At 62.7% G+C, this 22026-nt stretch carries 24 protein-coding genes; 11 read left to right on the top strand and 13 right to left on the bottom strand.

Features of this window, described 5'->3' with window-relative positions; translation table 11 throughout:
- Positions 1-100: 100 nt before the first annotated feature.
- From LOKVESSMR4R_RS11180 to LOKVESSMR4R_RS11150, 7 genes are read left to right on the top strand one after another with little or no spacing between them, the layout of a single operon-like run.
- Entirely contained in the window at positions 101-1360 is a 1260-nt protein-coding gene (locus tag LOKVESSMR4R_RS11180; protein WP_087208423.1) for a hypothetical protein, read from the top strand.
- Complete coding sequence (locus LOKVESSMR4R_RS11175) at positions 1345-2688, top strand: oligosaccharide repeat unit polymerase (protein ID WP_087208421.1); 1344 nt, start codon at positions 1345-1347, stop codon at positions 2686-2688. Before LOKVESSMR4R_RS11180 ends, LOKVESSMR4R_RS11175 begins: the two co-directional genes overlap by 16 nt.
- Complete coding sequence (locus LOKVESSMR4R_RS20450; protein WP_204248663.1) at positions 2681-3244, top strand: acyltransferase; 564 nt, start codon at positions 2681-2683, stop codon at positions 3242-3244. The genes LOKVESSMR4R_RS11175 and LOKVESSMR4R_RS20450 overlap by 8 nt, the downstream gene beginning before the upstream one ends.
- The gene (locus tag LOKVESSMR4R_RS11165; RefSeq protein WP_087208418.1) at positions 3241-4374 is read left to right on the top strand and encodes a glycosyltransferase; all 1134 of its coding nucleotides are present in this window, start codon (positions 3241-3243) and stop codon (positions 4372-4374) included. The genes LOKVESSMR4R_RS20450 and LOKVESSMR4R_RS11165 overlap by 4 nt, the downstream gene beginning before the upstream one ends.
- On the top strand, positions 4371-4916 hold the full coding sequence (locus LOKVESSMR4R_RS11160) for an acetyltransferase (RefSeq protein WP_087208415.1): 546 nt from the start codon (positions 4371-4373) through the stop codon (positions 4914-4916). The genes LOKVESSMR4R_RS11165 and LOKVESSMR4R_RS11160 overlap by 4 nt, the downstream gene beginning before the upstream one ends.
- Positions 4909-5835: a glycosyltransferase family 2 protein gene (locus LOKVESSMR4R_RS11155; RefSeq protein ID WP_087208413.1), complete on the top strand. Its 927-nt coding sequence runs from the start codon at positions 4909-4911 to the stop codon at positions 5833-5835. The genes LOKVESSMR4R_RS11160 and LOKVESSMR4R_RS11155 overlap by 8 nt, the downstream gene beginning before the upstream one ends.
- Positions 5832-6590 (top strand): glycosyltransferase family 2 protein, encoded by a 759-nt coding sequence (locus LOKVESSMR4R_RS11150; protein ID WP_087213087.1) that lies wholly within the window; start codon positions 5832-5834, stop codon positions 6588-6590. The genes LOKVESSMR4R_RS11155 and LOKVESSMR4R_RS11150 overlap by 4 nt, the downstream gene beginning before the upstream one ends.
- Here LOKVESSMR4R_RS11150 and LOKVESSMR4R_RS11145 read toward each other — a convergent pair.
- The 9 genes from LOKVESSMR4R_RS11145 to LOKVESSMR4R_RS11105 form a co-directional block, all read right to left on the bottom strand.
- The gene (locus LOKVESSMR4R_RS11145) at positions 6587-7105 is read right to left on the bottom strand and encodes a cell wall hydrolase (RefSeq protein WP_087213084.1); all 519 of its coding nucleotides are present in this window, start codon (positions 7103-7105) and stop codon (positions 6587-6589) included. The two genes, LOKVESSMR4R_RS11150 and LOKVESSMR4R_RS11145, sit on opposite strands and share 4 nt — an antisense overlap.
- Before the next feature lie 2 nt (positions 7106-7107).
- On the bottom strand, positions 7108-8337 hold the full coding sequence (locus tag LOKVESSMR4R_RS11140) for a mandelate racemase/muconate lactonizing enzyme family protein (RefSeq protein ID WP_087208411.1): 1230 nt from the start codon (positions 8335-8337) through the stop codon (positions 7108-7110).
- Between the two features lie 130 nt (positions 8338-8467).
- Positions 8468-9547, bottom strand: coding sequence for a zinc-binding dehydrogenase (locus LOKVESSMR4R_RS11135; RefSeq protein WP_087208409.1), 1080 nt, complete (start codon positions 9545-9547; stop codon positions 8468-8470).
- Between the two features lie 71 nt (positions 9548-9618).
- Positions 9619-10836, bottom strand: coding sequence for a TCR/Tet family MFS transporter (locus tag LOKVESSMR4R_RS11130; protein ID WP_087208407.1), 1218 nt, complete (start codon positions 10834-10836; stop codon positions 9619-9621).
- 42 nt (positions 10837-10878) lie between these two features.
- Positions 10879-11583 carry an alpha/beta fold hydrolase gene (locus LOKVESSMR4R_RS11125; protein ID WP_087208406.1) on the bottom strand — a complete coding sequence of 235 codons (705 nt, stop codon included), beginning with the start codon at positions 11581-11583 and terminating at the stop codon, positions 10879-10881.
- The gene (gene pcaD, locus LOKVESSMR4R_RS11120) at positions 11576-12361 is read right to left on the bottom strand and encodes a 3-oxoadipate enol-lactonase (RefSeq protein WP_087208404.1); all 786 of its coding nucleotides are present in this window, start codon (positions 12359-12361) and stop codon (positions 11576-11578) included. Before pcaD ends, LOKVESSMR4R_RS11125 begins: the two co-directional genes overlap by 8 nt.
- Positions 12361-13323: a threonine ammonia-lyase gene (locus tag LOKVESSMR4R_RS11115; protein ID WP_087208402.1), complete on the bottom strand. Its 963-nt coding sequence runs from the start codon at positions 13321-13323 to the stop codon at positions 12361-12363. The genes pcaD and LOKVESSMR4R_RS11115 overlap by 1 nt, the downstream gene beginning before the upstream one ends.
- Complete coding sequence (locus LOKVESSMR4R_RS11110; RefSeq protein ID WP_087208400.1) at positions 13320-14138, bottom strand: alpha/beta fold hydrolase; 819 nt, start codon at positions 14136-14138, stop codon at positions 13320-13322. Before LOKVESSMR4R_RS11110 ends, LOKVESSMR4R_RS11115 begins: the two co-directional genes overlap by 4 nt.
- On the bottom strand, positions 14138-14815 hold the full coding sequence (locus LOKVESSMR4R_RS11105; RefSeq protein WP_087208398.1) for a haloacid dehalogenase type II: 678 nt from the start codon (positions 14813-14815) through the stop codon (positions 14138-14140). Before LOKVESSMR4R_RS11105 ends, LOKVESSMR4R_RS11110 begins: the two co-directional genes overlap by 1 nt.
- Before the next feature lie 129 nt (positions 14816-14944).
- Here LOKVESSMR4R_RS11105 and LOKVESSMR4R_RS11100 point away from each other — a divergent pair, with 129 nt between their 5' ends.
- A complete protein-coding gene (locus LOKVESSMR4R_RS11100) occupies positions 14945-15379 on the top strand; it encodes an FKBP-type peptidyl-prolyl cis-trans isomerase (protein ID WP_087208396.1) in 435 nt (144 codons plus the stop codon).
- A 138-nt stretch (positions 15380-15517) separates the two neighbouring features.
- Here the strand turns inward: LOKVESSMR4R_RS11100 and LOKVESSMR4R_RS11095 are convergent, their stop codons facing one another.
- Both LOKVESSMR4R_RS11095 and LOKVESSMR4R_RS11090 read right to left on the bottom strand, forming a co-directional pair.
- Entirely contained in the window at positions 15518-16309 is a 792-nt protein-coding gene (locus LOKVESSMR4R_RS11095; protein WP_087208394.1) for an enoyl-ACP reductase FabI, read from the bottom strand.
- A gap of 4 nt (positions 16310-16313) precedes the next feature.
- Entirely contained in the window at positions 16314-17543 is a 1230-nt protein-coding gene (locus tag LOKVESSMR4R_RS11090; RefSeq protein ID WP_087208392.1) for a beta-ketoacyl synthase N-terminal-like domain-containing protein, read from the bottom strand.
- Positions 17544-17767: 224 nt separating this feature from the next.
- Here LOKVESSMR4R_RS11090 and LOKVESSMR4R_RS11085 point away from each other — a divergent pair, with 224 nt between their 5' ends.
- Positions 17768-19483 carry an AIPR family protein gene (locus LOKVESSMR4R_RS11085; protein WP_087208389.1) on the top strand — a complete coding sequence of 572 codons (1716 nt, stop codon included), beginning with the start codon at positions 17768-17770 and terminating at the stop codon, positions 19481-19483.
- A gap of 70 nt (positions 19484-19553) precedes the next feature.
- Here LOKVESSMR4R_RS11085 and fabA read toward each other — a convergent pair whose 3' ends face one another.
- Complete coding sequence (gene fabA, locus LOKVESSMR4R_RS11080) at positions 19554-20063, bottom strand: bifunctional 3-hydroxydecanoyl-ACP dehydratase/trans-2-decenoyl-ACP isomerase (protein WP_087208387.1); 510 nt, start codon at positions 20061-20063, stop codon at positions 19554-19556.
- A gap of 148 nt (positions 20064-20211) precedes the next feature.
- Between fabA and irrA the strand changes: the two genes are divergently transcribed.
- Positions 20212-20628 (top strand): iron response transcriptional regulator IrrA, encoded by a 417-nt coding sequence (gene irrA, locus LOKVESSMR4R_RS11075; protein WP_087208385.1) that lies wholly within the window; start codon positions 20212-20214, stop codon positions 20626-20628.
- A gap of 61 nt (positions 20629-20689) precedes the next feature.
- On the top strand, positions 20690-21223 hold the full coding sequence (locus LOKVESSMR4R_RS11070) for an REP-associated tyrosine transposase (protein WP_087208383.1): 534 nt from the start codon (positions 20690-20692) through the stop codon (positions 21221-21223).
- On the opposite strand, the gene LOKVESSMR4R_RS11065 is transcribed toward LOKVESSMR4R_RS11070, so the two are convergent.
- Entirely contained in the window at positions 21162-22019 is an 858-nt protein-coding gene (locus tag LOKVESSMR4R_RS11065) for a glycosyltransferase family 2 protein (protein ID WP_087208382.1), read from the bottom strand. The genes LOKVESSMR4R_RS11070 and LOKVESSMR4R_RS11065 overlap by 62 nt on opposite strands.
- Positions 22020-22026: the final 7 nt, after the last annotated feature.

The following is a 22026-nucleotide window of genomic DNA, read 5'->3' as shown; positions in this document are numbered from 1 at the left end:
ATCGTCAGACCACAGACGAGTTAAGACAAAATTAATCACAATGAAGGAACACTCAACCCATAGCTGTATTTCTGCTGTGTTGTGAAGGTGGTTCCCGCGTATGATGGCGATCTTGCGATATGGCCTGCATCAGCCAGCCGGTATCGCCATCCTGCTGCGCCTTGGCCTGCTGGGGGGCAATCTGGCGGTGTTGCTGGGGCTGGCGATGCGGTTGGGGTTGGACGGGTTTGGCGGGCTGATCGTGTTGTGGGGGCTGGCGCTGGTGGCGGCGACATGTCTTGGCTTCGGGGGGCCGCTGGCCCTGCTGGCAAGGCTGGGTGACGGTGCGGGGATGCATCCGCAAGCGGTGATCGGGCTGTGCCTTTTCTGGCCGATGCTCGCGGCTTGCGGGGCGGCGCTGGGCCTGGGGCTGCTCTGGCCTGATCTGCCCTGGCTGGCGGTGCTGGCCATGGCGGTTGCGGTCAATCTGGCGTCTTGCCTGGGCAGTATCCTGCGCGTTTTGGGATCAATCCATCTGTCGATGGCGCTGCGCGACTTTGCCCCTCTGGTTGTGCTGGGGCTGGCGGGGCTGCTGGCGGCGGATCCCGTGGCGATCCTCTGGCTGGCGGCCCTGGGGCTGGGGGTGGTCTGCCTTGGCGCGGCGGGGCTGGTGTGGCGGCATCCGCAGCGCCGCATGGTGATCGGCCCTGACCGGCCGCAGGCGGGCTTTGCCAAAGATCTTTGGGCAACGGCGGTGCTGGGCATGGGGTTGGCGCAGGTCGATATCATCCTTGGCGGGCAGTTTCTGACGCCCGAGCAGATCGGGGTCTATGCGCTGCTGCGGCGTTTGGCGAACCTTGTGGCCTTGCCGGTGGCCGTGGCGACATGGTTGAGCGCGGGGCGGATCAGCGCCGCCCATGCCGCCCGCGACACCGCCGCGCTGCAAAGCGCCAGTGACGCAGGCGCGCGGATCGCCTTGCTGCCGGGGCTGGGGCTGGCAGCTGGGGTGCTGCTGGCCTTGCCGTTGCTGCCGCTCTGGCTGCCCGACATGCCGCGGCCAGGTCTGGTGCTGCCGGTGCTGCTGGTCTTGCTGGGCGGCACGCTGGTGCAGCTGGCCTTTGCGCAGGGGGTCAGTGTCGCCACGCTGACCGGGCGGGGCCATCTGGCCGCGCTGGCAAGGCTGGCGGGGCTGGGAACATATCTGGGCGCATGTCTGGGAACGGTGGTTCTGGCCGCGCCGCTGGATCCTTTGGGCAATGCGCTGGCCTATGCCTTGGCCACCAGCCTGTGCGCGGGGCTGTTGTGGCTTTGGCTCTGGCGCAGCATGGGGATCGACACGCTGGCACGCCCGCGACGGAGGCTCGGATGGCGGATGTCCTGATCATCGCGCTGGCGGCGCTTTGCACGCTCTTGCCGTTCTGGATCGCAGCGCGGCAGGGGCTGCTGGCCTGGGTATCGCCGCTGCATCTGCTGGGTTATTTCTGCGGGCTGGGCTTTCTGGCCAAGGCCCTGGCCTATGCCATAGCCCCAGATCTGGCGTTTTATGCAAGCTTCGATCCGGCACCGGGGGCGGCGCTGGCGGGGGCGATCTATCTGGGGGGCTTTGTCGCGCTGATCTGCGCGGGCTATCTGCTGGCCTGCAAACCCCAACAGCCACCCGCCGCACGGATCATGGCCGCGCGCGGCATTGCGCTGGGCGTGCAGCCGATGGGCGCGCTGGTCGGGCTGGCGCTGGTGGTCAGCCTGGTGACGGTCTTGCTGATCCTGCGCGCGCGCGGCCTTGGGCTGGGCGAGGCTGGTCTGATCGCGGGGCTGAACCGCACCAAGCAGATCAACGTCAATGCCGATGGCATCGGGGCGACGCTGGCCGGGATCAAGACATTGTTCGTGATCCCGAAATGCGCATTCGTGCTTTGTCTTGCGCAGATGATCGTGCAGCCGACCCCGCCCCGCGTGATGATGACGCTGGCGCTGGCGGGGGCGCTGGTCGGGATCGCGCTGGTCTCGGGGGACCGGTTCGAGCTGGTGGAACTGGCCATCTATGCCCTTGCCACCTATGCGCTGCTGGGGGGGCGGCTGGGCTGGCGGCAGGGCCTGCTGGGGCTGGCCTGCGCCTGGCTGATCGTGATGCTCTCGGCCTATATGACAGAACTGCGGCTGGGCGGGCAGGGGGCCAGCCTGCTGCGCCAGATCATCGGATCGACCTATTTTCTGGATATCAACGTCGCGGTGATGGTCACCGGCCATGTCGAGACCGCACAGATGCTGCTGGGGCAAAGCTATGGCTGGTGGGTCTTTGGCTGGGTGCCGCGCGACATCTGGCCGGACAAGCCTGCGATTGATCTTGGCGTCTATTTCAAGCGCGAGATCATGGGGCTGGCGACGGGGGGCGCGTTCAACGTCACCGGGCCGGGCGAGGCGTTTATCAACTTTGGCTGGGCGGGGCTGGCGGTGGCGCCTGTGCTGGGCTGGGCGTTCCGGCTGGGCGAGGCGTATTTGCTGAACGCGCGGCACATTGCGCAGCGGGGGACGGCATTTCTCTATCCGCTGTTGTTCTATCCGTTTGTACAGGCCTGCCTGCAATCCTCTTTCAGTGCCTTCATCGTGGGGGCCGGGGCGCAATTGATGCTGATCATGGTGATCGGCGCTGTCTTTCTGCGGCCGCTGCGGTGGCGGGCCGTTTCATCAAAAAGGATGTCTTATGCGTGATCTGATCCTTCTCCTTCGCCGCTTGCCCGGACAGATCCTGCGCCGGCTGGGCCTGTGGCGCGCGACGCTGTGGCACCGCGCGCATCTGGGGCAGGTTGGCGCGGGCAGCCGGTTCCAGCCCGGCGTGCGGTTCGATGATCCGGGCGCTGTGCAGATCGGGGCGGGCTGTTACATCTGGCGCGGCGTGGCGGTCTCGGCCGAGACGGGCCGCGCGGGCCTGCGGATCGGGGATGGTGTGCAGATCAACCGCGATGTGCATCTGGACACGACCGGCGGGCTGGTGATCGGGGATGATACGCTGATTTCCGAAGCGGCGGTGATCTATACCCATGATCACGGGCTGCATCCCTGGTCGGTGCCAGAGCCGATGGTCAAGACCATCGGAACGGGCGTCTGGATCGGGCTGCGCGCCGTGATCCTGCCGCAATGCCGCCGGATCGGGGATCATGCGGTGATCGGGGCGGGGTCCGTGGTGACGCGCGACGTGCCTGCGGGCGCGGTTGTCGCGGGCAATCCCGCGCGGATCATCGGCCAGCGCGCCAAGGTGGCGGCATGAAGGTCCTGCATGTCACCCCCAGCTTTTATCCCGCGACCTATTGGGGCGGGCCGATCTTTTCGACCAAGGCGATCTGCGACGGGATCGCGGCTGCGCCTGATATCCGGCTGCGCGTGCTGACCACCGATGCCGCGGGGCCTGCGCTGCGTGACAGGCTACGCCAGATGCCGCTGCCGTACCGGGTTGATTACACCCGCCGGATCGCGGGCCATGCGGTTGCGCCGGGGCTGCTGGCGCGGTTGCCTGCGGCGATGCTCTGGGCGGATGTCGTGCATCTGACCGGCACCTATTCCTTTCCGACGCTGCCGGTGCTGGCCCTGGCGCGCATCTTGCGCAAGCCGCTGGTCTGGTCGCCGCGCGGGGCTTTGCAGGCGACGCAGGCCTGGCCGGATGCGCCGCATCTGCGCGCAAAGCATCTGTTTGAACAGGCCGCCAACATGCTGCGCCCCGCGCAGACCATCCTGCATGTGACTGCCCCGCTCGAGGCCGCGCAGAGCCTGGCGCGGCTGCCGCATATCCAGACCACCGTGATCCCCAACAGCGTGACGATCCCGCCCGTGACCCGCCGCCCTTACCGTCCGCGCGGCCTGTTGCGGTTGATCTATCTGGGACGGCTGCATCCCAAAAAGGGCCTTGATCTGCTGATCGCGGCGATGGCGGTGCTGCCGGGGCATGTGACGCTGGATATCTTCGGCACCGGCAATCCGGCCTATGTGGCAAAGCTGCGCGAAGCTGCCGCAGGTGACGCGCGGATCCGGTTCCACGGCGCATTGCACAGCAGCGCCAAGGCGCAGGCCTTTGCCCGCGCCGATCTCTGTGTGCTGCCCAGCCATAGCGAGAATTTCGGCATCACCGTGGCCGAGGCGCTGGCCCATCGCGTGCCGGTGCTGACGACGATCAGCACGCCTTGGCGCAGGCTGGCGATCATGGCGGCGGGGGCCTGTATCGACCCGGCGCGCGATGATCTGGCCGAGGCGATCTTGCGGCTGGGCGCCGGTGATCTGGCGGCGATGGGCGCGCGCGGGCGCGACTGGATGATCCGCGATTTCGCACCCGAGGCGATGGTCGCCAGCTTTGCCGCGCTTTATCGCAACCTGGTCGAGGGCGAACCGCAGATGGTGAATGCATGACGACGCAGATCAATATCACCGCCAACCGGCGCAGGCGCCATTGGTCGGGGCGGGCGCAGGCCGGACGCGTCTTATGGGGGCTGTGCCAGCCGCTGTTCCGGTTCAGCCCGCGCCCGCTCTGGGCCTGGCGGGTCTGGCTGTTGCGGCTGTTTGGCGCAAAGATCGGGCGCGAGGTGCATATCTACCCGACCGCGCGGATCACGATCCCCTGGAACCTGCATATCGAGGATCAGGCCGCCGTGGGCGACAATGCGATCCTCTATGCGCTGGGGCCGATCCATATCGGGCCGCGGGCGACGGTCTCGCAGCTGGCGCATCTATGTGCGGGCAGCCATGATTGGCGCGATCCGGCACGCCCCTTGCTGCGCCCGGCCATCGTGATCGGGCCGGATGCCTGGGTCTGTGCGGATGCTTTCGTGGGGCCGGGGGTGGTGATCCGGGCGGGGGCGATCCTTGCGGCGCGCGGTGTGGCGCTGCATGACCTGCCCGCGCGCCATATCGGGCAGGGCAATCCGATGATCACAAGGCCGATGGATGACTGACTTGACCGCCCTGATCCTGACCCGCGACGAGGCGCTGCATCTGCCCCGCGCGCTGGCGTCTTTGCACGGGATCGCCACCCGCGTGGTCGTGGTCGACAGCGGCTCGACCGATGCCACGATCCAGATCGCCCGCGATGCCGGGGCCGAGGTCTGGACCCATCCCTGGACCAGCTATGCCCAGCAATTCAACGCCGCACTTGACCGGCTCGGGCCGGGTGACGGCTGGGTGCTGCGGCTGGATGCGGATGAATATGTCACGCCCGCGCTGGGCGCGCAGATCGCGGCGGGCCTGCCGGATGTGGCCGGTGTCACCGTCGGGCGCAGCATGTATTTCCAAGGCCAGCCGATCCGCTATGGCGGCCTGTTCCCCGCCCGGATGCTGCGGCTGTTCCGTCAGGGCCAGGGCCGGGTCGAGGCGCGCTGGATGGATGAACATATCCTGGTGGATGGCCCTGTCGCACATCTGGCAGGCCAGATCATCGACGACAATCGCAAGCCGCTGGATTGGTGGATCGCCAAGCATAATGCCTATGCCAGCCGCGAGGTGGTGGATATCCTCAATCACCGGCACGGGTTTCTGGAACCGCAATTGGCACCGCAATTGGCACCACAATTGGGACCGGCAGGCGCGGCAGGGGTGAAACGCCGGATCAAGGACCAGCTTTATGCGCGCCTGCCGGGCGGGCTGCGGGCGGGGGTGTATTTTCTTTATCGCTACGTGCTGCGCGGCGGCTTTCGGGATGGGGCGCAGGCGCGGGCCTTTCATGTGCTGCAAGGGTTCTGGTACCGCTATCTGGTCGATGCCAAGCTGGCCGAGGTGGACCGGTTCATGGCGCAGAATGGCACTGGTCCGGTCGCCGCGATCCAGAAGGTGCTGGGGATCGACCCATGCCCTGCGCCGCGCAAGGAGGCTGCGTGAAAATCTCTGTCGTCACCGCCGTGCGCAACGGGGCGGCAAGCTTGCCGCGCATGCTCGACAGTCTGCGCGCGCAAAGCCATGACGATCTGGAACATGTCGTGCAGGATGGCGCCTCGACGGATGGCACGCTGGATCTGTTGCACAGGCAGGGGCTGGCTTGCATGGCGCTGGTCTCTGCTGCGGATGGCGGGATTTACGAGGCGATCAACGCCGGGATCCGGCGCGCGACGGGTGATGTGATCGGGCTGTTGCATGCCGATGACGTGCTGGCCGATGGGACCGTTCTGGCGCAGGTGGCGCAGGTGCTGGCGGATCCTGGCATCGACGGGGTTTATGGCGATCTGGATTATGTCGCGCGCAGCGACCCCAGCCGCGTGATCCGGCGCTGGCGGGCCGGGCCGATCGTGCCGGGGGCGCTGGCGCGGGGCTGGATGCCGCCGCATCCGACGCTTTATCTGCGGCGTGCGGTCTTTGCGCAGGCGGGGCTTTACGACACCAGCTATCGCATTTCGGGTGATTACGACGGGATGTTGCGGTTTCTGACGACAGGGCAGCTGCGGCTGGCCTATCTGCCGCAGGTCATGGTGCGGATGCAGATGGGCGGGGCCAGCAACCGCAATTTCGCCCAGATGATCCGCAAAAGCCGCGAGGATTACCGCGCCATCCGGCGGCATAATGTCGGCGGATTAGGCACGCTGCTGGCCAAGAACCTGTCGAAACTGCCGCAATTCTGGGGGCCGGACGAGGGGGGCTAGCCTCTGGTAATGCCCTCTCGCGGCGGCAGCGGTCGGGGATTTGTCACATTCTGCGGCCTGCGCCTTTCGTAAAAGGCATTGCCGCCGGTCGTCAGGACATAATGGATATTGTTGAACCCGGCCCGATAGGTCGCGGCATGAAAGAACATGGCCTGCGCAATATCGGGGTGGCGCTCTCCGGCCAGCACGGCCTGCGCGGCGGCACGCGCCAGCGGGGCAGAGCGGCTGTCCATCCGCTTGGTCATCACGCCGGGGGCGAATTGATTTTTCTGGCTGACCACGCCGCAGACGCTATTGGGAAAGGCAGCGGAGTCGACCCGGTTCATCACCACGCTGCCGACCGCGATCATGCCGTCACGGCTGGACCGGATGGATTCGAAATACATCGCGCGCGCCATGCAATCGATATCCGCAGAGGGCGCCCTGAACGAGGATGACGGCCCGCCACACCCCGCCAGCACCAAAGTGCAAGCCAAGGCCAGCCTGACCGCAGGGGGCGCAAAGCGGCGTCGCATATTCATCGCTTGACCGGCGCACCACCGGCAAAGCTGTTGACCCCGTGATAGCCGATCGGGTCCTGCTGCATCTGCAAATGCAGCCCATCGCCGGTGTAGGGATGCGCGCGGGCAAGGTCTTCATCAAAGTCGATCCCCAGACCGGCGGCGGTGGGGACGGGGATATAGCCATCCTCGACACGCAGGCTATTCTTGATCAGCGCCATATGGAACGGCGTTTCGATGGTTTCGGCCATCAGGATATTCGGGATCGAGGCCGCCAGCTGGATATTGGCCGCCCATTCCACGGGGCCTGCATAAAGATGCGGGGCCAGCTGCGCGTTATAGACTTCGGCCATGGCGGCGATTTTCTTGGTCTCCCAGATACCGCCCGACCGCCCGAGGGCCGGTTGCAGGATCGTCGCCGCCCCGCTGCGCAGCACGGTGGCGAATTCGGCCTTGGTGGTCAGCCTTTCGCCCGTGGCCACGGGGATCGGCACGGCACCCGCGACCTTGGCCATTTCGGCCACGTTGTCAGGCGGGATCGGTTCCTCGAACCACAGCGGGCTATAGGGCGCGATGGCCTGGCCCAGCCGGATCGCGCCACCGGTGCTGAACTGGCCATGGGTGCCGAACAGCAGATCGGCACGGTCGCCCACAGCCTCGCGGATGGCTTTGCAAAAGGCTATCGAGAGCGACAGATCATGCATCGAGGGCATATGCCCGCCGCGGATCGTATAGGGGCCGGCAGGGTCGAATTTCACGGCCGTATAGCCTTGATCCACCATGTCGCGCGCGACCTCTGCGGCCATTTCGGGGCTGGACCAGAAATCGGGCAGCGGATGTGACGGGCGGGGGTAAAGATAGGTATAGGCGCGGATACGGTCGTTCGTGCGCCCGCCGATCAGCGCATGGACGGGGCGGTCGCGGTCCTTGCCCAGAATGTCCCAACAGGCCATTTCCAGCCCGGACCAGGCGCCGATCACCGTCAGGTCAGGGCGCTGGGTAAAGCCTGCGGAATAGACGCGGCGGAACATCAATTCGATATTCTCGGGGTTCTCGCCGGCCATATGGCGCGCGAAAACATCCGTGATGACGGCTTTCATCGCCTCTGGCCCGACAGAGGAGGCATAGCATTCGCCATAGCCCACAATGCCGGTATCGGTCGTGACCTTGGGGATGATCCAATATTGCCCGCCCCAGCCGGGGGCAGGGGGGGCGGTGACGATGATGTCGAGATCGGCAAGTTTCATGGCTTTGTCCCTGATCTGAGGGCGAGGCCCCGGGTCAGGCCCGGGGCGTGGTTTTTCATCGCAGCTTTGGTGGTCGGGGTGAGGTTAGGATGCCTCCGGCGGGGATATTTGGGCTCGGAAGATGCGATAATCAGTCGAAGATGATCACATTGCGTTTGGCTGACCCGGTCTTGGTATCGGCAATCGCCGCATTGATCTGGTCCAGCCGCCAACGGCCCGAGATCAGCTCGTCCAGTTTCAGCCGGCCTTGTTCATAAAGATCGACCATCCAGGGAATATCGCGTGCAATGACCACATCGCCCATCTTGGAGCCGACCATGCCTTGGCCTGTGGCGGCCAGCATCACCGGTTCATAGCTGGACATCGCCCCCGAATGCGGCATGCCGACCATGATGACTTTGCCGCCATTGGCCAGATATTGCGGTGCTTGATCATAGGCGGGGATTGCACCCACGGTCACGAAGACCGCATCGGCCCCGCGCCCCATCGCCTCTTTCGCGGCGCGCCAGGGCTTGTCGCTGGTCGCCAGCACCATATCGGTCGCCCCGAATTCGCGGGCGATTTCGAGCTTTTCGGGTGTCATATCCACGGCGACGATCCGGCGGGCCCCCGCGATCCGCGCGCCCTGGATCGCATTCAGCCCGACGCCGCCCGTTCCGATCACGACGACATCCTGCCCGGCACGCAATTGCGCGGCATTCACCACCGCACCGATGCCGGTGATGACACCGCAGGCCAGCAGGGACGCGGCCTCCATCGAAATTGTCTCCGACAGTTTCACGACCTGGCTTTGGCTGACCACCACGCGTTCGGCAAAGCCGCCGGTATTCATCGCCTGATGCAGCGGGCTGCCATCGGCCATCGTCAGCGGCCCGCTGGCCATATCGCTTTCGCAGGCGACAGGCCGCCCGCCTGCGCAGGACGGGCAGGTGCCGCAGGACCGGATCAGGGTCACCACCACCGGATCACCCAAGGCCAGCCCGCGCACGCCGTCACCCAGTGCCGTGACATGGCCCGCTGCCTCGTGACCGTAGACCGCGGGCAGGGTGCCGCCCCAGCCGCCGTCGATATAGGTCACGTCGGAATGGCAGATGGCGCAGGCTTTCAGCGTCACCTCGACCTCGCCATGATGGGGCGCGGCAAGGGTCACCGTCTCTATTGTGAGCGGTGCGCCGAAAGCATGGCAGACGGCGGCTTTGATCTGGGGCATGATGGCTCCTTTTGCATATCTCACGGCCAACCTGACCAAGCTGCCCCCTGTCTGCAAGCCCGAACGCGACCTTACGTGACGCGGGCGCGCTTTGGCCTTGGTGTCTGGATGAAAACGGCGATACAGCCGATGGTCAGCAAGGCCGAGAGCAAGAAAGGCGCGCCGGGCAGATAGATTGGCGCATCGGGCGTTGTGAAATACCAGAAGGTCTGCGTCACCAGCAGCGGCGCGATGATCGTCGCCACCGCATTGATCGAGGTGATCGTGCCTTGCAATTCGCCTTGCTGGTTATCGGCGGCGCTGCGCGACATGATCCCTTGCAGCGCGGGTCCCGCGATGGACCCCAGCGCAGTCAGCGGCGTCAGCGCCAGCGCGATCCAGCCCTGCGTGACAAAGCCAAGTGCCACAAAAGCCGCCACATCGACCCCCAGCCCGAGGATCACCGCCCGCCTTTCGCCGATCCGCGCGATGATCGGCCGGATCAGCAGCCCCTGCACGACCGCGATACCCACGCCAAAGACCGCCAGCGACAGCCCGATCATCCCCGGCCCCCAGCCGAAACGCGCGGCCCCGAAATAGGCCCAGACGCCGGGATAGACGAAAAACGCGATCGTATAGACAAAGCTGATCAGCAGCAGCCGCTTGAGCCCCGGCAGCGCGCCGATATTGCGAAACGCCCCCAAAGGGTTCGCCCGGCGCCATGAAAACGGGCGGCGGATGCGGTCGGTCACGGTTTCGGGCAGCACATAATAGCCAAAGATCGCATTGGCCCCCGCCAGCATCGCCGCCGCCCAAAAAGGTGCGCGGGTGCCATATTCCGCCAGGATCCCCCCGATCAGCGGCCCAAAGATGAACCCCATCCCAAAGGCCGCACCGATCAGGCCGAAATTGGCGGCTTTTTCTTCGGGGCGCGAGATATCGGCCATATAGGCGGCGGATGTCGCTTGCGTCGCCGCCGTGATCCCGCCGATGATCCGCCCGATCAGCAGCAACCAGATCATCTGCGCCAGCGCCATCAGCACATAGATCAGCGCCATGATGACCAGCGAGCTGATCAGCACCGGCCTGCGCCCATAGCGGTCAGACAGGCTGCCCAGTGTCGGGCCAAAGAGGAATTGCATCGCCGCAAAGGCCGTCGCCAGCACGCCGCCCCAAATTGCGGCAGCACCGATGCCTGCGCCCTCGATCTCTTGGATCAGCGCGGGCATCACCGGCAGGATCAGCCCGATCCCCATCGCGTCCAGCATGACCGATATCAGGATGAAGGTGACGGGCAGGCGTTTGTCCATCCGCCCAGCGTCGGGCCGTCCGGCACCCTTTGCAAGTCCCATTCAGCCGATCCGCGCGATCCGGTCCAGATGCTGCGCCAGCAGCGCGGGATCGGACAGGAAGGGCGAATGCGATGTCGGCAGATCAGTCACCGTGCCTGCGGGCCAATCTGCGGTCATCGTCGTCTGAAATTCCGGCGGGATGGTCCGGTCATCGGTGCAGCGCAGATAATGCCGGGGCAGGCTATGGTTTGGCACCAGCGGCGTTTCCTGCGGCAGGATCGGCTGTGGCCCCAGCTGGCCAATGGCCCAGGCCGCGCGGGTGGGCGGGACATCGTGATAGAACTTGCCCGCCGCTTTGGCCGGATCGACGCGGAATGTCATGCGCGCCTCATCCACGATAATCGCATCCAGCAAAGGCTGCGTCGGTGCCATCCGCCGCATCTGCGCCAGCGACTTGCCCGCCATCGGCACATAGGCGCAAAGATAGACCAGCGCGCTGATCTTGTCAGGCGCAAGCCCGGCGGCGGCAGTGATCGGATAGCCCGCCATCGAATGGCCGACCAGAATGACCGGCCTATCAATCGCAGCCACGATAGCGCGGGCGTAAAGGTCAAGTGTCACCTCGCCCGCAGCTGTCCTGTCCTGCCCATGCGAGGGCAGGTCGATCGCCCGCGCGCTATGCCCTGCGGCGGTCAGATGCGGGATCAGATCATCCCAGCACCATGCCCCGTGACAAGACCCGTGGATCAGCAGGAAATCAGACATGGCCGGTTGCTTTCATGAAATCCGCCAGATGCGCGGCATAGGTTGCGGGGTCCTCGACACAAGCCAGATGGCCCACGCGGCGCATCAGCACGAATTGCGATCCGGGGATCAGATCGAGCGTTTCGCGCACCAGATCAGGCGGGGTTGATCCGTCATCGATCCCCGCAATCCCCAGCGTCGGGATGCGCAGGCCCGCGGTCGGGGTGTAGAAATCCGTGCCCGCGATGGCCGCACAGGTGCCGATGTAACCCGCAACAGGCGTGCTTTCCAACATCGCCTGCCATGGCTGCATCGCGGGCGTGCCATAGAAGCCCCGCGCGAACCAGCGTTGCAGCACGGCGTCGGACAGGGCCGCCAGCCCTTTGGCGTGGACAATGTCGATCCGGTCCTGCCAGAGCTTGGGATTGCCGATCTTGGCGGCGGTATTGGAGAGAACCAGCGCGCGGATCAGGTCGGGGCGTTTGACCGCCAGCCCTTGGGCGACCATCCCGCCGACCGACAGGCCTACGAACATGGCATCGCGCGCGCCTGCGGCATCGCAAACCGCCTCGGCATCGCTGACCAGCTGGCCCATGCTATAGGGGCCGTCCGGCGCATCTGATGCACCATGCCCGCGCATGTCATAGCGGATGATCCGCAGCCCGGCGGGCAGGCCAGCGATGACCTGATCCCAGATCGCGCGGGTCGTGCCCAGCGCATTGGCAAAGACCACAGGCGCGCCGTCATCCGGCCCAGTGACGTCATAATCCAGCGCCACGCCGTCGCGGATGACCTGCATCAGGCCAGCGCCTTGAGAAAGACGGCAGGATCGACATTGCCGCCTGTCGCCACCGCGATCACCGCATCGCCCTCGCTGGCCTCGGGATGGAACAGCGCCGCTGCCAGCGCCACTGCACCCCCCGGTTCCAGCACGATTTTCAGCCGGTCAAAGGCCAAGGCCATGGCTTGCAAGGCCTGATCATCGCTGACCACCACGCCCGGCCCGCAATGTTGCTGCATGATCGGAAAGGTCAGATTGCCGGGCTGCGGCGTGACAATCGCATCACAAAGCGAGCCTGACAGCCGCGCGTTCCGCTCGATCCGGCCGCTGGCAAGCGAGCGTGTGGCATCATCAAAGCCTTCGGGTTCCACTGGCCGCGCGCGCAGGCCCGGCGCATCAGCCGCCAGCGCAAGAGCGATCCCCGATGTCAGCCCGCCGCCACCGCAACAGACCATCACATCGGCGCTGGTCACGCCAAGCGCGGTCATCTGGGCCGCGATTTCCAGCCCGCAGCTGCCTTGGCCGGCGATGACCTGCGGTTCGTCATAGGGCTTGATCAGCGTCAGCCCGCGTGCGGCGGCCAGCCTGTCACCGATGGCATCGCGATCCTCGGTCGTGCGGTCGTAAAGCACGACCTCTGCCCCCAAGGCGCGGGTATTGGCGATCTTCACCGCAGGGGCATCAGCGGGCATGATGATCACCGCAGGCGCGCCATGGCTGCGCGCGGCCAAGGCCACGCCTTGGGCATGATTGCCGCTGGAAAAGGCGATCACACCCTTTTGCAAGGCCTGGGCAGGCAGGGCCGATACCGCCGACCAGCCACCCCGGAACTTGAATGATCCGGTATGTTGCAGGCATTCGGCCTTTACGAATACGCGCCGCCCCGCGATGACATCCAGAAAGGGCGAGGTCAGGATCGGCGTGCGCCGCGCATGGCCAGCAAGCCGTTCTGCCGCGGCGCGGATCATCTCGATATTCATTGCATTTTCTCCAGCCATACATGCAGCGCTGCCAGCGCCTGTGGTTCATCCAGAAACGGCACATGCCCGCGCCCCGGCACATCGGCGCGGATCATATCGGGGCGGCGGCGGGCCATCTCATCCGCCGTCTGCAGGGTCAAAAGGTCCGAATTGGCCCCCCGGATCAAGGCCAGCGGCAGACCCTGCAAGGCATCGAACAAGGGCCAAAGGTCGGGCACCGGCTGCGCGCCTGCATCCAGCACCGCATCGCGCAGACGCGGATCATAGCGGATCACCAGCCCGTCGGGGCTTTGCGCGTAATGCGCCTGCACCTCGGCCAGCCAGCGGTCCATCGGGACATCCGCGAAATGGGTCCAGAGTTTCGCGCGCGCGGCAGCCGCCTCGGCATAGGTTTTCTGCGGCGGGTTGCGGCCGATGTAATCCTTGATCACATCCAGCCCTGCGGCTGCGATCTCTGGCCCGATATCGTTCAGCGCCACGCCGATCAGCCGGTCCTTGGCGGTCGCCGCCAGCAGCATCGCGATCAACCCCCCGCGCGAGGTGCCGAGGATCGCGGCACGCGCCAACCCCAGATGATCCATCAGCGCCAGCGTATCGGCGGCCTCTTGCGGGATCGTATAGGTCGCAGGATCGGCCCAATCCGATTGCCCGCGCCCGCGATAATCGGGCCGGATCAGGCGGACAGGCAGATGCGGCGCGACATGGTCGAAATCCGCGCCATTGCGCGTCAGCCCGGCCAGCGCGATCACCGGCAGGCCATGGCCTTGGTCGGTGTAATGCAGCGCTAGGCCGTCAGCCGTGGTGAAATGGGGCATCAGACAAGCTCTGGCACGGGGGCAAGATCGGGCAGTGTATGATGCGGCTGCGCATAAAGCCGGTCCAGCGGCGCGCCCGCCCGGTTGACCCAGATCGTGCGGAACCCGTAACCCGCAGCCCCCGCCGCATCCCAGCCGTTGGCAGAGACGAAGAGCACCTGATCCGCAGCACAGCCGAAATGCGTGCCGACCAGATCATAGACGCGGGCATGCGGTTTGAAAATACCGACGCTTTCAACGCTCAGAACAGCATCCAGCTGCTTTGCTATCCCCGCCGATGCAACAGCGGCACCAAGCATATCGGGTGATCCGTTCGACAAGATCGCCGTGGCAAGCCCCCGCGCCTTGAGGCTGGCCAGCATGGCAGGAACCTCTGGATAGGTGGGCAGATGGCGGTAAAGCGCCAGCAGACGCGCGCGCAGGGCGGGGTCTTCCAGCCCCTGCGCCTCCAGCGCCCAATCCAGCCCGTCCTGCGTGACCTGCCAGAAATCGCAATGCCGGTCCGCCACGGCGCGCAGCCATGTATATTCCAGCTGCTTGCGCCGCCAGTCGCTGGCCAGCGCGGGCCAGACCGCCGCAAGGCCCGGATAAGCGGGGTCTTTCGCGGCCTCGGCCGCCGCCGCATTCACGTCAAACAACGTGCCATAGGCATCGAAAACACAGGTGGTGATCGGCATGGCGGCCCTCCTTGGCGCGAATTTGGCACGGCAGGCGCGCGGCGGAAAGAGGCAAAGCGGTTTGCAATCGGGGGCCGAGCTTCCTAGGTAGGAGATGCGATTTATTGAGAAAACGAAAGGAAAGACGCGATGACACAGGCCAAAGAGGGCGATACCGTCCAGATCCATTACACCGGCACCCTGCAAGATGGGGCGACATTCGACAGCTCTGCCGGGCGCGATCCGCTGGAATTCGTGGTCGGCTCTGGCCAGATCATCCCCGGTCTTGATGCCGCGATCCCCGGCATGGAGGTGGGCGATAAAAAGACCGTCCATGTGCCTTGTGCAGAAGCCTATGGCGATCACAACCCCGATGCCCAGCAGGCCGTGCCGCGCGACAATATCCCCGCCGATATCCCGCTTGATCCAGGCACGCAGCTGCAGATGCAGACGCCGCAGGGACAGGTGGTGCCGGTCACCGTGGCCGCGGTGACCGAAACCGAGGTGACGCTTGATGCCAATCACCCGCTGGCGGGCAAGGATCTGACCTTTGCTGTCGAAGTCGTGGCGATCAAGGCCGCGTAACGGGCAGGGGCGCGGCTTTGCACCGCGCCCCTGCATCTTCCGAGTATAAATATCCCCGCGCGGAGCGCTGCGGCGCAGCCGCATGGGGGCGCCGCCCCCAAACCCCCGGGAGTATTTTTGGAAAAAAGAAGATGCAGGTCAGACCAGATGGTCGGGCTGCGGCATGCCCAAGACGTGAAACCCGCCATCGACGCGGATGATCTCGCCGGTGGTGCAGGCGCCCGCATCCGAGGCAAGATAGACGGCGGTGCCACCCACGGCCTCGAGCGTTGCATTCGCGCGCAACGGCGTGTTCTGTTCGGTGTGTTTATAGGTCTTGCGCGCCCCGCCGATCGCGGCCCCTGCCAGCGTTTTCATCGGGCCGGGGCTGATCGCATTGACGCGGATGCCTTGGGGGCCAAGGTCATTGGCCAGATAGCGGGTCGCCGATTCCAGCGCCGCCTTGGCGACGCCCATCACATTGTAGAACGGGGTGACACGGTTGGACCCTTGATAGGTGAGCGTGAGCAAGGTGCCGCCCTCGGGCATCAGGTCGGAGGCCCGTTTGGCCACGTCGATGAAAGAATAGCACGAAATCGTCAGCGAGTTTTTGAAATTCTCGCGGCTCGTGTCGATGATCCGGCCTGCCAATTCATTCTTGTCGGAAAAGGCGATGGCATGGACCACGAAATCGAGCCTGCCCCATGTATCTTTGATCATCGCAAAGGCGGCGTCCATGCTGGCTTCGTCTGTCACATCGACATCGACCATCATGCTGGAGCCGACCGATTGCGCCAGCGGCTCGAGGCGCTTTCCGAACGCCTCGCCCTGGTAGGAAAACGCCAGTTCCGCACCCGCATCGGCCATCGCCTTGGCGATGCCCCATGCGATCGAGCGTTCATTCGCGACGCCCATGATCAGCCCGCGTTTGCCCTGCAATGTGATCGTCATCGTCTTACCCTTGATATTTCGACAAAAGCATCGACCCGTTGGTCCCGCCAAAGCCGAAGGAATTGGTCATCACCGTATCCAGCCCCGCATTGTCGACGCGGACCGTCGCAATCTCGGCCGGATCAAGCGCGGGGTCCAGCGTTTCCACATTGATCGAGGGCGCGATGAAATCATCCTGCAACATCAGCAGGCAATAGATCGCTTCTTGTGCGCCTGTGGCCCCCTGGCTGTGGCCGGTCATGGATTTGGTCGAGCTGATCGGCGGGGTCGTACCACGGCCAAAGACGCGGCGCACGGCCTCGACCTCGCCCACGTCGCCGACCGGGGTCGAGGTGCCATGCGCGTTGATATAGCTGATCTTGCGCCCCTCTGGCAGGGTTTTCAGCGCGCCGCGCATCGCGCGTTCGCCGCCTTCGCCCGAGGGGGCGACCATATCGGCGCCATCCGACGTGGCGGCAAAACCGGTGACTTCGGCATAGATTTTCGCGCCGCGCGCCAGGGCGGCATCCAGGCTTTCCAGCACCAGTATCGCGCCGCCGCCTGCGATCACGAAACCGTCGCGGTCCGCGTCGAAAGCACGGCTCGCGCGTTCGGGCGTGTCGTTATATTTCGACGACATCGCGCCCATCGCGTCAAAGAGGCAGGACAGGGTCCAGTCCAATTCCTCGCCGCCGCCTGCGAACATCGTATCTTGCAGGCCAAGCGCGACCTGCTGTGCGGCCATGCCGATGCAATGCAGGGACGTCGAACAGGCCGAGGTGATCGAGAAATTCATCCCCTTGATCTGATAGGCCGTCGCCAGGTTCGCGCTGACGGTCGAGGACATGCATTTGGGCACCGCGAAGGGGCCGATCCGCTTGGTAGCACCCGTGTCCTTGACGATGTTATGCGCCGCGAACATGGCCGAGGTCGACGGCCCGCCCGAGCCCGCGATCAGGCCGGTCATCGGGTTGACGATCTGGTCCGCGCTCAGCCCCGCATCGGCAATCGCCTGGCCCATCGCGATATGGGCATAGGCGGACCCTGGGCCCATGAAGCGCAAGGTGCGCTTGTCCACATGATCGGCCACGTCGATTTTCAGCGTACCGGCGACGCGGCTGCGAAAGCCGTGTTCTGCCATTTCCGCAGAGGCGACGATGCCCGAGGTGCCGGCCTTCAGCGCGGCGGTGACTTCGGTGGCATTATTCCCGATGGGCGAGACGATCCCCAACCCGGTGATGACAACACGGCGCATGCGGCCTCCCTAACTGGCTTTGGGTGTGTGTAGGGGAGAGGAGGCGAGGGGGCAAGTGGGGGAGGGAGTGCGCTTTAATGAACAGATGAACACAAAACTCACCAATCGCTTTAAAATAGAAGTATTGCAATTTACTTCATCCAGAAGTATAATCAAGGTGAGGGCTTGGGTAGGCGTGCCGACTGTCCAATTGATTTTTTGAACCTGGAGGATTTTCTGTGGCGATGAACCCGATTGTTCGTGCTCAGCTGAATGACTTTAAGAACGCAAACTCGCATGAACAAGGCAAAGACAGCGATTTCTTTGAAGTAATGTCGATCTTTGCCGTCGAGAATGGTATCTTAGGCGAAAATATCGAGCCGTTCAGAGCGCACCTAAAAGGTAGTGAGTTTGGAATTGATGGAATTTCTATTTGTATTCAGGGAACCCTTTGCATTGATGCAGATGAAGCGGCCTCAATTCTGTCTGTTGGAAAGAATCACGTTGGTTCATTTCGCATGTATCAATCGAAAACATCTGATAGTCTCGACTATGGACAGATATCTAAATTTCTTGATGCCGTTTATGATTTCTTCACGGATTTAAAGTTGCTCAGTGGTGATCAAATTGAAGACCTAGTAGGAGTTCGTGACGCAGTCTTTGCTGCTGCTACAAGATCAAATCCAGATTTGAAGTGTTTTTTCTGCACAACCGGATCAGGTGAGGTGCCAAAGGCAATTCAAGCCCTTATTGATAGCAACCGTAGTAGACTAGAAGCACTGAACGTTTTTGGTTCAATAGACATATCATGCTTAGGTGCACGGGACATTCAGGAGGGATTTAGAGCTGCGACAAACTCATCGTCAGCGTCTATTAATTTCTCCAAGAATGTTACTCTTCCGGATCATGAGAACATCGAGGAAGCTTACATTGGTTATGTAACTGCAGACCAAATATTGGAAATGGCGCTGGGCGACGTGGATGGACAAGGTAATCGACACATCAATAGGGCAATTTTCTATGATAATGTTCGAGATTTTAATCCGAATTCAGAAATAAATAAGTCAATTCTGGCTGATATAGAGGCTGGTGATCTTTCATCCTTTGTTTTTAAGAATAATGGTATAACTGTTGTTGCTAAAAGTATTTCTCGGAAAGGGGACACTTTTACGCTTGAAGATTATCAGATAGTAAATGGCTGTCAAACGACTAACATTTTAGCACAGACACCTCAAACTGCAAAGAAAATTAGTGTGCCGCTTAGACTCATTGGAAGTTCCGATCCAGACTTTATTGCAAAGATAATAATTGGAACAAACAAGCAAAATGAAGTCCGAGAGGATCAATTTTGGGCACTATTGCCGTTTATGAAAGATTTAGAAATATATTGTGCTGGTCAAGATGGTGATGAGCGGTTACTCATTGAAAGGCGTGACAATCAATATAGAGACGTAGCGATCGAGCGAACGCGCATAATGAAACCATCTGACCTCATGAAGGTTTCAGCAGCTGCATTCTTCTTCCAGCCAAACCGTGCTGCACGAGATCACCGAGGAATACGTAAAGAGTTCGCAAGCAGAATTTTTCTAGCGGATCACAGTGTTGAGCTATATCATATGGCGGCTCTTTCTTTGTATAAGTTTGACTATCTGGTGCGAACATCAAAAGTTCCACGTGCTCACGTAATCAATAAGTTTTTTGTATTGTATGCGCTAGTACGAAAATTTTGGCATAACCCAAATCTTCTTGAAGCTAAAGAAAAAGAGCGAACTCGAGTTCGGAGATCCGTCCTGGAGATAGTCCTTGATAATGAAGAGTATGTGAAGCACATAGAAAAAGTTTCAAAGCATATTGACACGCTCGTTGCTTCGTCGGGGGCTAAGACAAGAGAGCAGTTGCGTGACTTTATACGCACGGAGTCTTTTTCAGAGAGTTTTACAAAGACGTTCTTTGACAGCTAGCTAGAAAGTAAGATCTGATCGAATCAGATCAATGAATAAGCGAAACAGTAAGTAAGCTTAACTCCCCCCCTCAACTCTCGCTCAGCGCCACCTTCATATCCGTCACCTGATAGATCACTTCCCCATCAGCCTCGACGATGCCGTTGGCCACGCCCATCGTCAGGCGGCGAGTTTGCAGGGCTTTCGTGAAATCGACCTTGTAGGTCAGCAGCTTGCGGTCGGGGCGGACCATGCCGGTCAGCTTGACCTCGCCCACACCCAAAGCATAGCCGCGCCCTTGCCAGCCGCGCCAGCCAAGGTTGAACCCCGTCAGCTGCCACAGCCCGTCGAGCCCCAGACAGCCCGGCATGATCGGGTTGCCCGGAAAATGGCAGTCAAAGAACCACAGATCCGGCGTGATATCGAATTCGGCCACCACATGGCCCTTGCCGTGCAAGCCCCCGTCGCCCGAAATCTCGGTGATCCGGTCCATCATCAGCATCGGTGGCGCGGGCAATTGCGCATTGCCGGGGCCGAACAATTCGCCACGGGCGCATTGCAAAAGGGCTTCTTTGTCGAAACTGGTGGGGAAATCGGCCATGGCGGGGGTCTCGTTCTGTTTTGTGGGTTTGGCGTGATGACTACCACCCCGCGATCCGCAAGGGCAAGGCCAAGGCTGCGCCTGCGTCTTTTCATTTGATTTTCACAGGTTTCCCCCCATATTAGGGGGCAGACAAGGGACAGGCCTGATGAAAGACATGGACAACCATCGCGGAACCGACTGGCTGGCAGGGGCGGGCTTGCGCCCGACGCGGCAGCGGTTGACGCTGGCTGACCTGCTGGTGGGCGATGGGCAGAACCGCCATGTCACCGCCGAAAGCCTGTTTGACGCCGCCAGTGCCGCCGGTGAAAAAGTGTCGCTGGCCACGGTTTACAACACTTTGCGCGCCTTTTGTGATGCCGGTCTGATGCGCGAGATCACGGTCGATGGCTCGAAAAGCTATTTTGACACCAATATGACCGATCACCCGCATTTCTATTGGGAAGATACCGCCAAGCTGACCGATGCTCCCGCTGACCAGCTGGAAATCCGCCGCTTGCCCCATGCCCCTGCCGGGGCCGAAATTGCCTCGGTCGATGTCGTGATCCGGCTGCGGCGCAAGTAAGTAAGGTGGATTTCAATCCACCCTACATGCTAAATTAACCATTCTGTCCCAAGCTGTCCGGATGTCACATTATATCCGGCTTTATGTCCCCGGCGGGACCTATTTCTTTACCCTGCGTTTACAGGACCCGCAATCCGACCTGCTGACGGCGCGGATCGCCCTGCTGCGCGATGCGGTGCGGCTGTGCCGCAAACAAGCGCCGTTTCACATCGATGCGGCGGTCATTCTGCCGGCGCAATTGCATATGATCTGGACATTGCCGCCGGGGGATGCGGATTTCTCGGGGCGCTGGCGGATGATCAAATCCAGCTTCTCGCGGCATCTGCCGGTGCCTGATACATTGACCCCGGTGCAGAAACGCCGTGGCGAAAAAGGTATCTGGCAGCGCCGGTTCTGGGAACATGTGATCCGCGATGAAGACGATTTCATCCGCCATATGCATCTGATGACCACGGCCCCGGTCCGTGCCGGGCTGGTCCGGCGCGCCGCCGATTGGCCCTATGCGTCATGGCATCCCCGCCATCAGACCGCGGCTAGAACCATTGCCCCGGTTCCATCATCCCGAGATCCAGCAATTGCTGCGCCTGCCATGTGAAACGCACCGATTTCGGCCAGTGAAACCCGTCCACGGCCCCCCGGCTGCCGGGGTTGCGCCGCAAGGCCTTGGCCGCGCGGAACGAACAGATGGCGGCGGTCACGCTATGGTGCCAGGGGCAGGCATAGGTGTTGTATTCGGGGTCGCTGAACCTTTGGTCCGGCCCCATGCTCACCCCTTTGGCCGCGCGGAAAAAGCTGATGCGATCCAGCCTGCGGCGCGCGGGTGGGACATGATCCTCGAACCGCCAGCGCAACCCGCCAAAGACCTCGACCTGCCGGTCCAGCGCCGCACCCGCCGGGTCTAGACGCGGTGTCGCGAAATAGCCCGCGCCATCGAACCATGCATCCTCCAGATCGACCGCATCGGGATGGGCGGTCAGATCACGGGCGTAAAGGTCGATCACATGGGTCATGATGCTGTTGCGCCGTTCCTCGGTCACAAAGGTCAGCATCTCGCGCACATTGCGGTCCTCGCTGAAGGGAAAGAACAGGAATTCGGCGTTATAGCAGGTGAATATCCATGCCCCGCGTGCGGCCAGGCTGACGGTATTGACGATCTCTTGCAACGCCTCGGGCCGGGTCACGTCATGATCGACGCGGTGCAGCGGCAGATCATCCGGCAGGGTGATGGCCGGATCGCAGAATACGATCACGGTGCCGAACCCAAGCGCGCCATGATGCCGGATCGTTTCGTCCACCGCGACGTCATCTTCGATCAGGATCAGGCAGAGCGGTCCCTTGGACAGGGCGCGCGTTTTATCGGCGGTCAGGGCGGGCAGGCTGGGGTAATGCATGGGCGGC

This window comes from Yoonia vestfoldensis, from assembly GCF_002158905.1.
GTDB lineage: Bacteria > Pseudomonadota > Alphaproteobacteria > Rhodobacterales > Rhodobacteraceae > Yoonia > Yoonia vestfoldensis_B.
This window is presented reverse-complemented; position numbering and strand designations above follow the sequence as displayed.

Excerpts from the sequence above, each read along its gene's own strand:
- LOKVESSMR4R_RS11180 (WP_087208423.1), top strand. The coding sequence starts at position 101 with ATGATGGCGATCTTGCGATATGGCCTGCATCAGCCAGCCGGTATCGCC.
- LOKVESSMR4R_RS11175 (WP_087208421.1), top strand. The coding sequence starts at position 1,345 with ATGGCGGATGTCCTGATCATCGCGCTGGCGGCGCTTTGCACGCTCTTG.
- LOKVESSMR4R_RS20450 (WP_204248663.1), top strand. The coding sequence starts at position 2,681 with ATGCGTGATCTGATCCTTCTCCTTCGCCGCTTGCCCGGACAGATCCTG.
- LOKVESSMR4R_RS11165 (WP_087208418.1), top strand. The coding sequence starts at position 3,241 with ATGAAGGTCCTGCATGTCACCCCCAGCTTTTATCCCGCGACCTATTGG.
- LOKVESSMR4R_RS11160 (WP_087208415.1), top strand. The coding sequence starts at position 4,371 with ATGACGACGCAGATCAATATCACCGCCAACCGGCGCAGGCGCCATTGG.
- LOKVESSMR4R_RS11155 (WP_087208413.1), top strand. The coding sequence starts at position 4,909 with ATGACTGACTTGACCGCCCTGATCCTGACCCGCGACGAGGCGCTGCAT.
- LOKVESSMR4R_RS11145 (WP_087213084.1), bottom strand. The coding sequence starts at position 7,105 with ATGCGACGCCGCTTTGCGCCCCCTGCGGTCAGGCTGGCCTTGGCTTGC.
- LOKVESSMR4R_RS11140 (WP_087208411.1), bottom strand. The coding sequence starts at position 8,337 with ATGAAACTTGCCGATCTCGACATCATCGTCACCGCCCCCCCTGCCCCC.
- LOKVESSMR4R_RS11135 (WP_087208409.1), bottom strand. The coding sequence starts at position 9,547 with ATGCCCCAGATCAAAGCCGCCGTCTGCCATGCTTTCGGCGCACCGCTC.
- LOKVESSMR4R_RS11130 (WP_087208407.1), bottom strand. The coding sequence starts at position 10,836 with ATGGACAAACGCCTGCCCGTCACCTTCATCCTGATATCGGTCATGCTG.
- LOKVESSMR4R_RS11125 (WP_087208406.1), bottom strand. The coding sequence starts at position 11,583 with ATGTCTGATTTCCTGCTGATCCACGGGTCTTGTCACGGGGCATGGTGC.
- pcaD (WP_087208404.1), bottom strand. The coding sequence starts at position 12,361 with ATGCAGGTCATCCGCGACGGCGTGGCGCTGGATTATGACGTCACTGGG.
- LOKVESSMR4R_RS11115 (WP_087208402.1), bottom strand. The coding sequence starts at position 13,323 with ATGAATATCGAGATGATCCGCGCCGCGGCAGAACGGCTTGCTGGCCAT.
- LOKVESSMR4R_RS11110 (WP_087208400.1), bottom strand. The coding sequence starts at position 14,138 with ATGCCCCATTTCACCACGGCTGACGGCCTAGCGCTGCATTACACCGAC.
- LOKVESSMR4R_RS11105 (WP_087208398.1), bottom strand. The coding sequence starts at position 14,815 with ATGCCGATCACCACCTGTGTTTTCGATGCCTATGGCACGTTGTTTGAC.
- LOKVESSMR4R_RS11100 (WP_087208396.1), top strand. The coding sequence starts at position 14,945 with ATGACACAGGCCAAAGAGGGCGATACCGTCCAGATCCATTACACCGGC.
- LOKVESSMR4R_RS11095 (WP_087208394.1), bottom strand. The coding sequence starts at position 16,309 with ATGACGATCACATTGCAGGGCAAACGCGGGCTGATCATGGGCGTCGCG.
- LOKVESSMR4R_RS11090 (WP_087208392.1), bottom strand. The coding sequence starts at position 17,543 with ATGCGCCGTGTTGTCATCACCGGGTTGGGGATCGTCTCGCCCATCGGG.
- LOKVESSMR4R_RS11085 (WP_087208389.1), top strand. The coding sequence starts at position 17,768 with ATGAACCCGATTGTTCGTGCTCAGCTGAATGACTTTAAGAACGCAAAC.
- fabA (WP_087208387.1), bottom strand. The coding sequence starts at position 20,063 with ATGGCCGATTTCCCCACCAGTTTCGACAAAGAAGCCCTTTTGCAATGC.
- irrA (WP_087208385.1), top strand. The coding sequence starts at position 20,212 with ATGAAAGACATGGACAACCATCGCGGAACCGACTGGCTGGCAGGGGCG.
- LOKVESSMR4R_RS11070 (WP_087208383.1), top strand. The coding sequence starts at position 20,690 with ATGTCACATTATATCCGGCTTTATGTCCCCGGCGGGACCTATTTCTTT.
- LOKVESSMR4R_RS11065 (WP_087208382.1), bottom strand. The coding sequence starts at position 22,019 with ATGCATTACCCCAGCCTGCCCGCCCTGACCGCCGATAAAACGCGCGCC.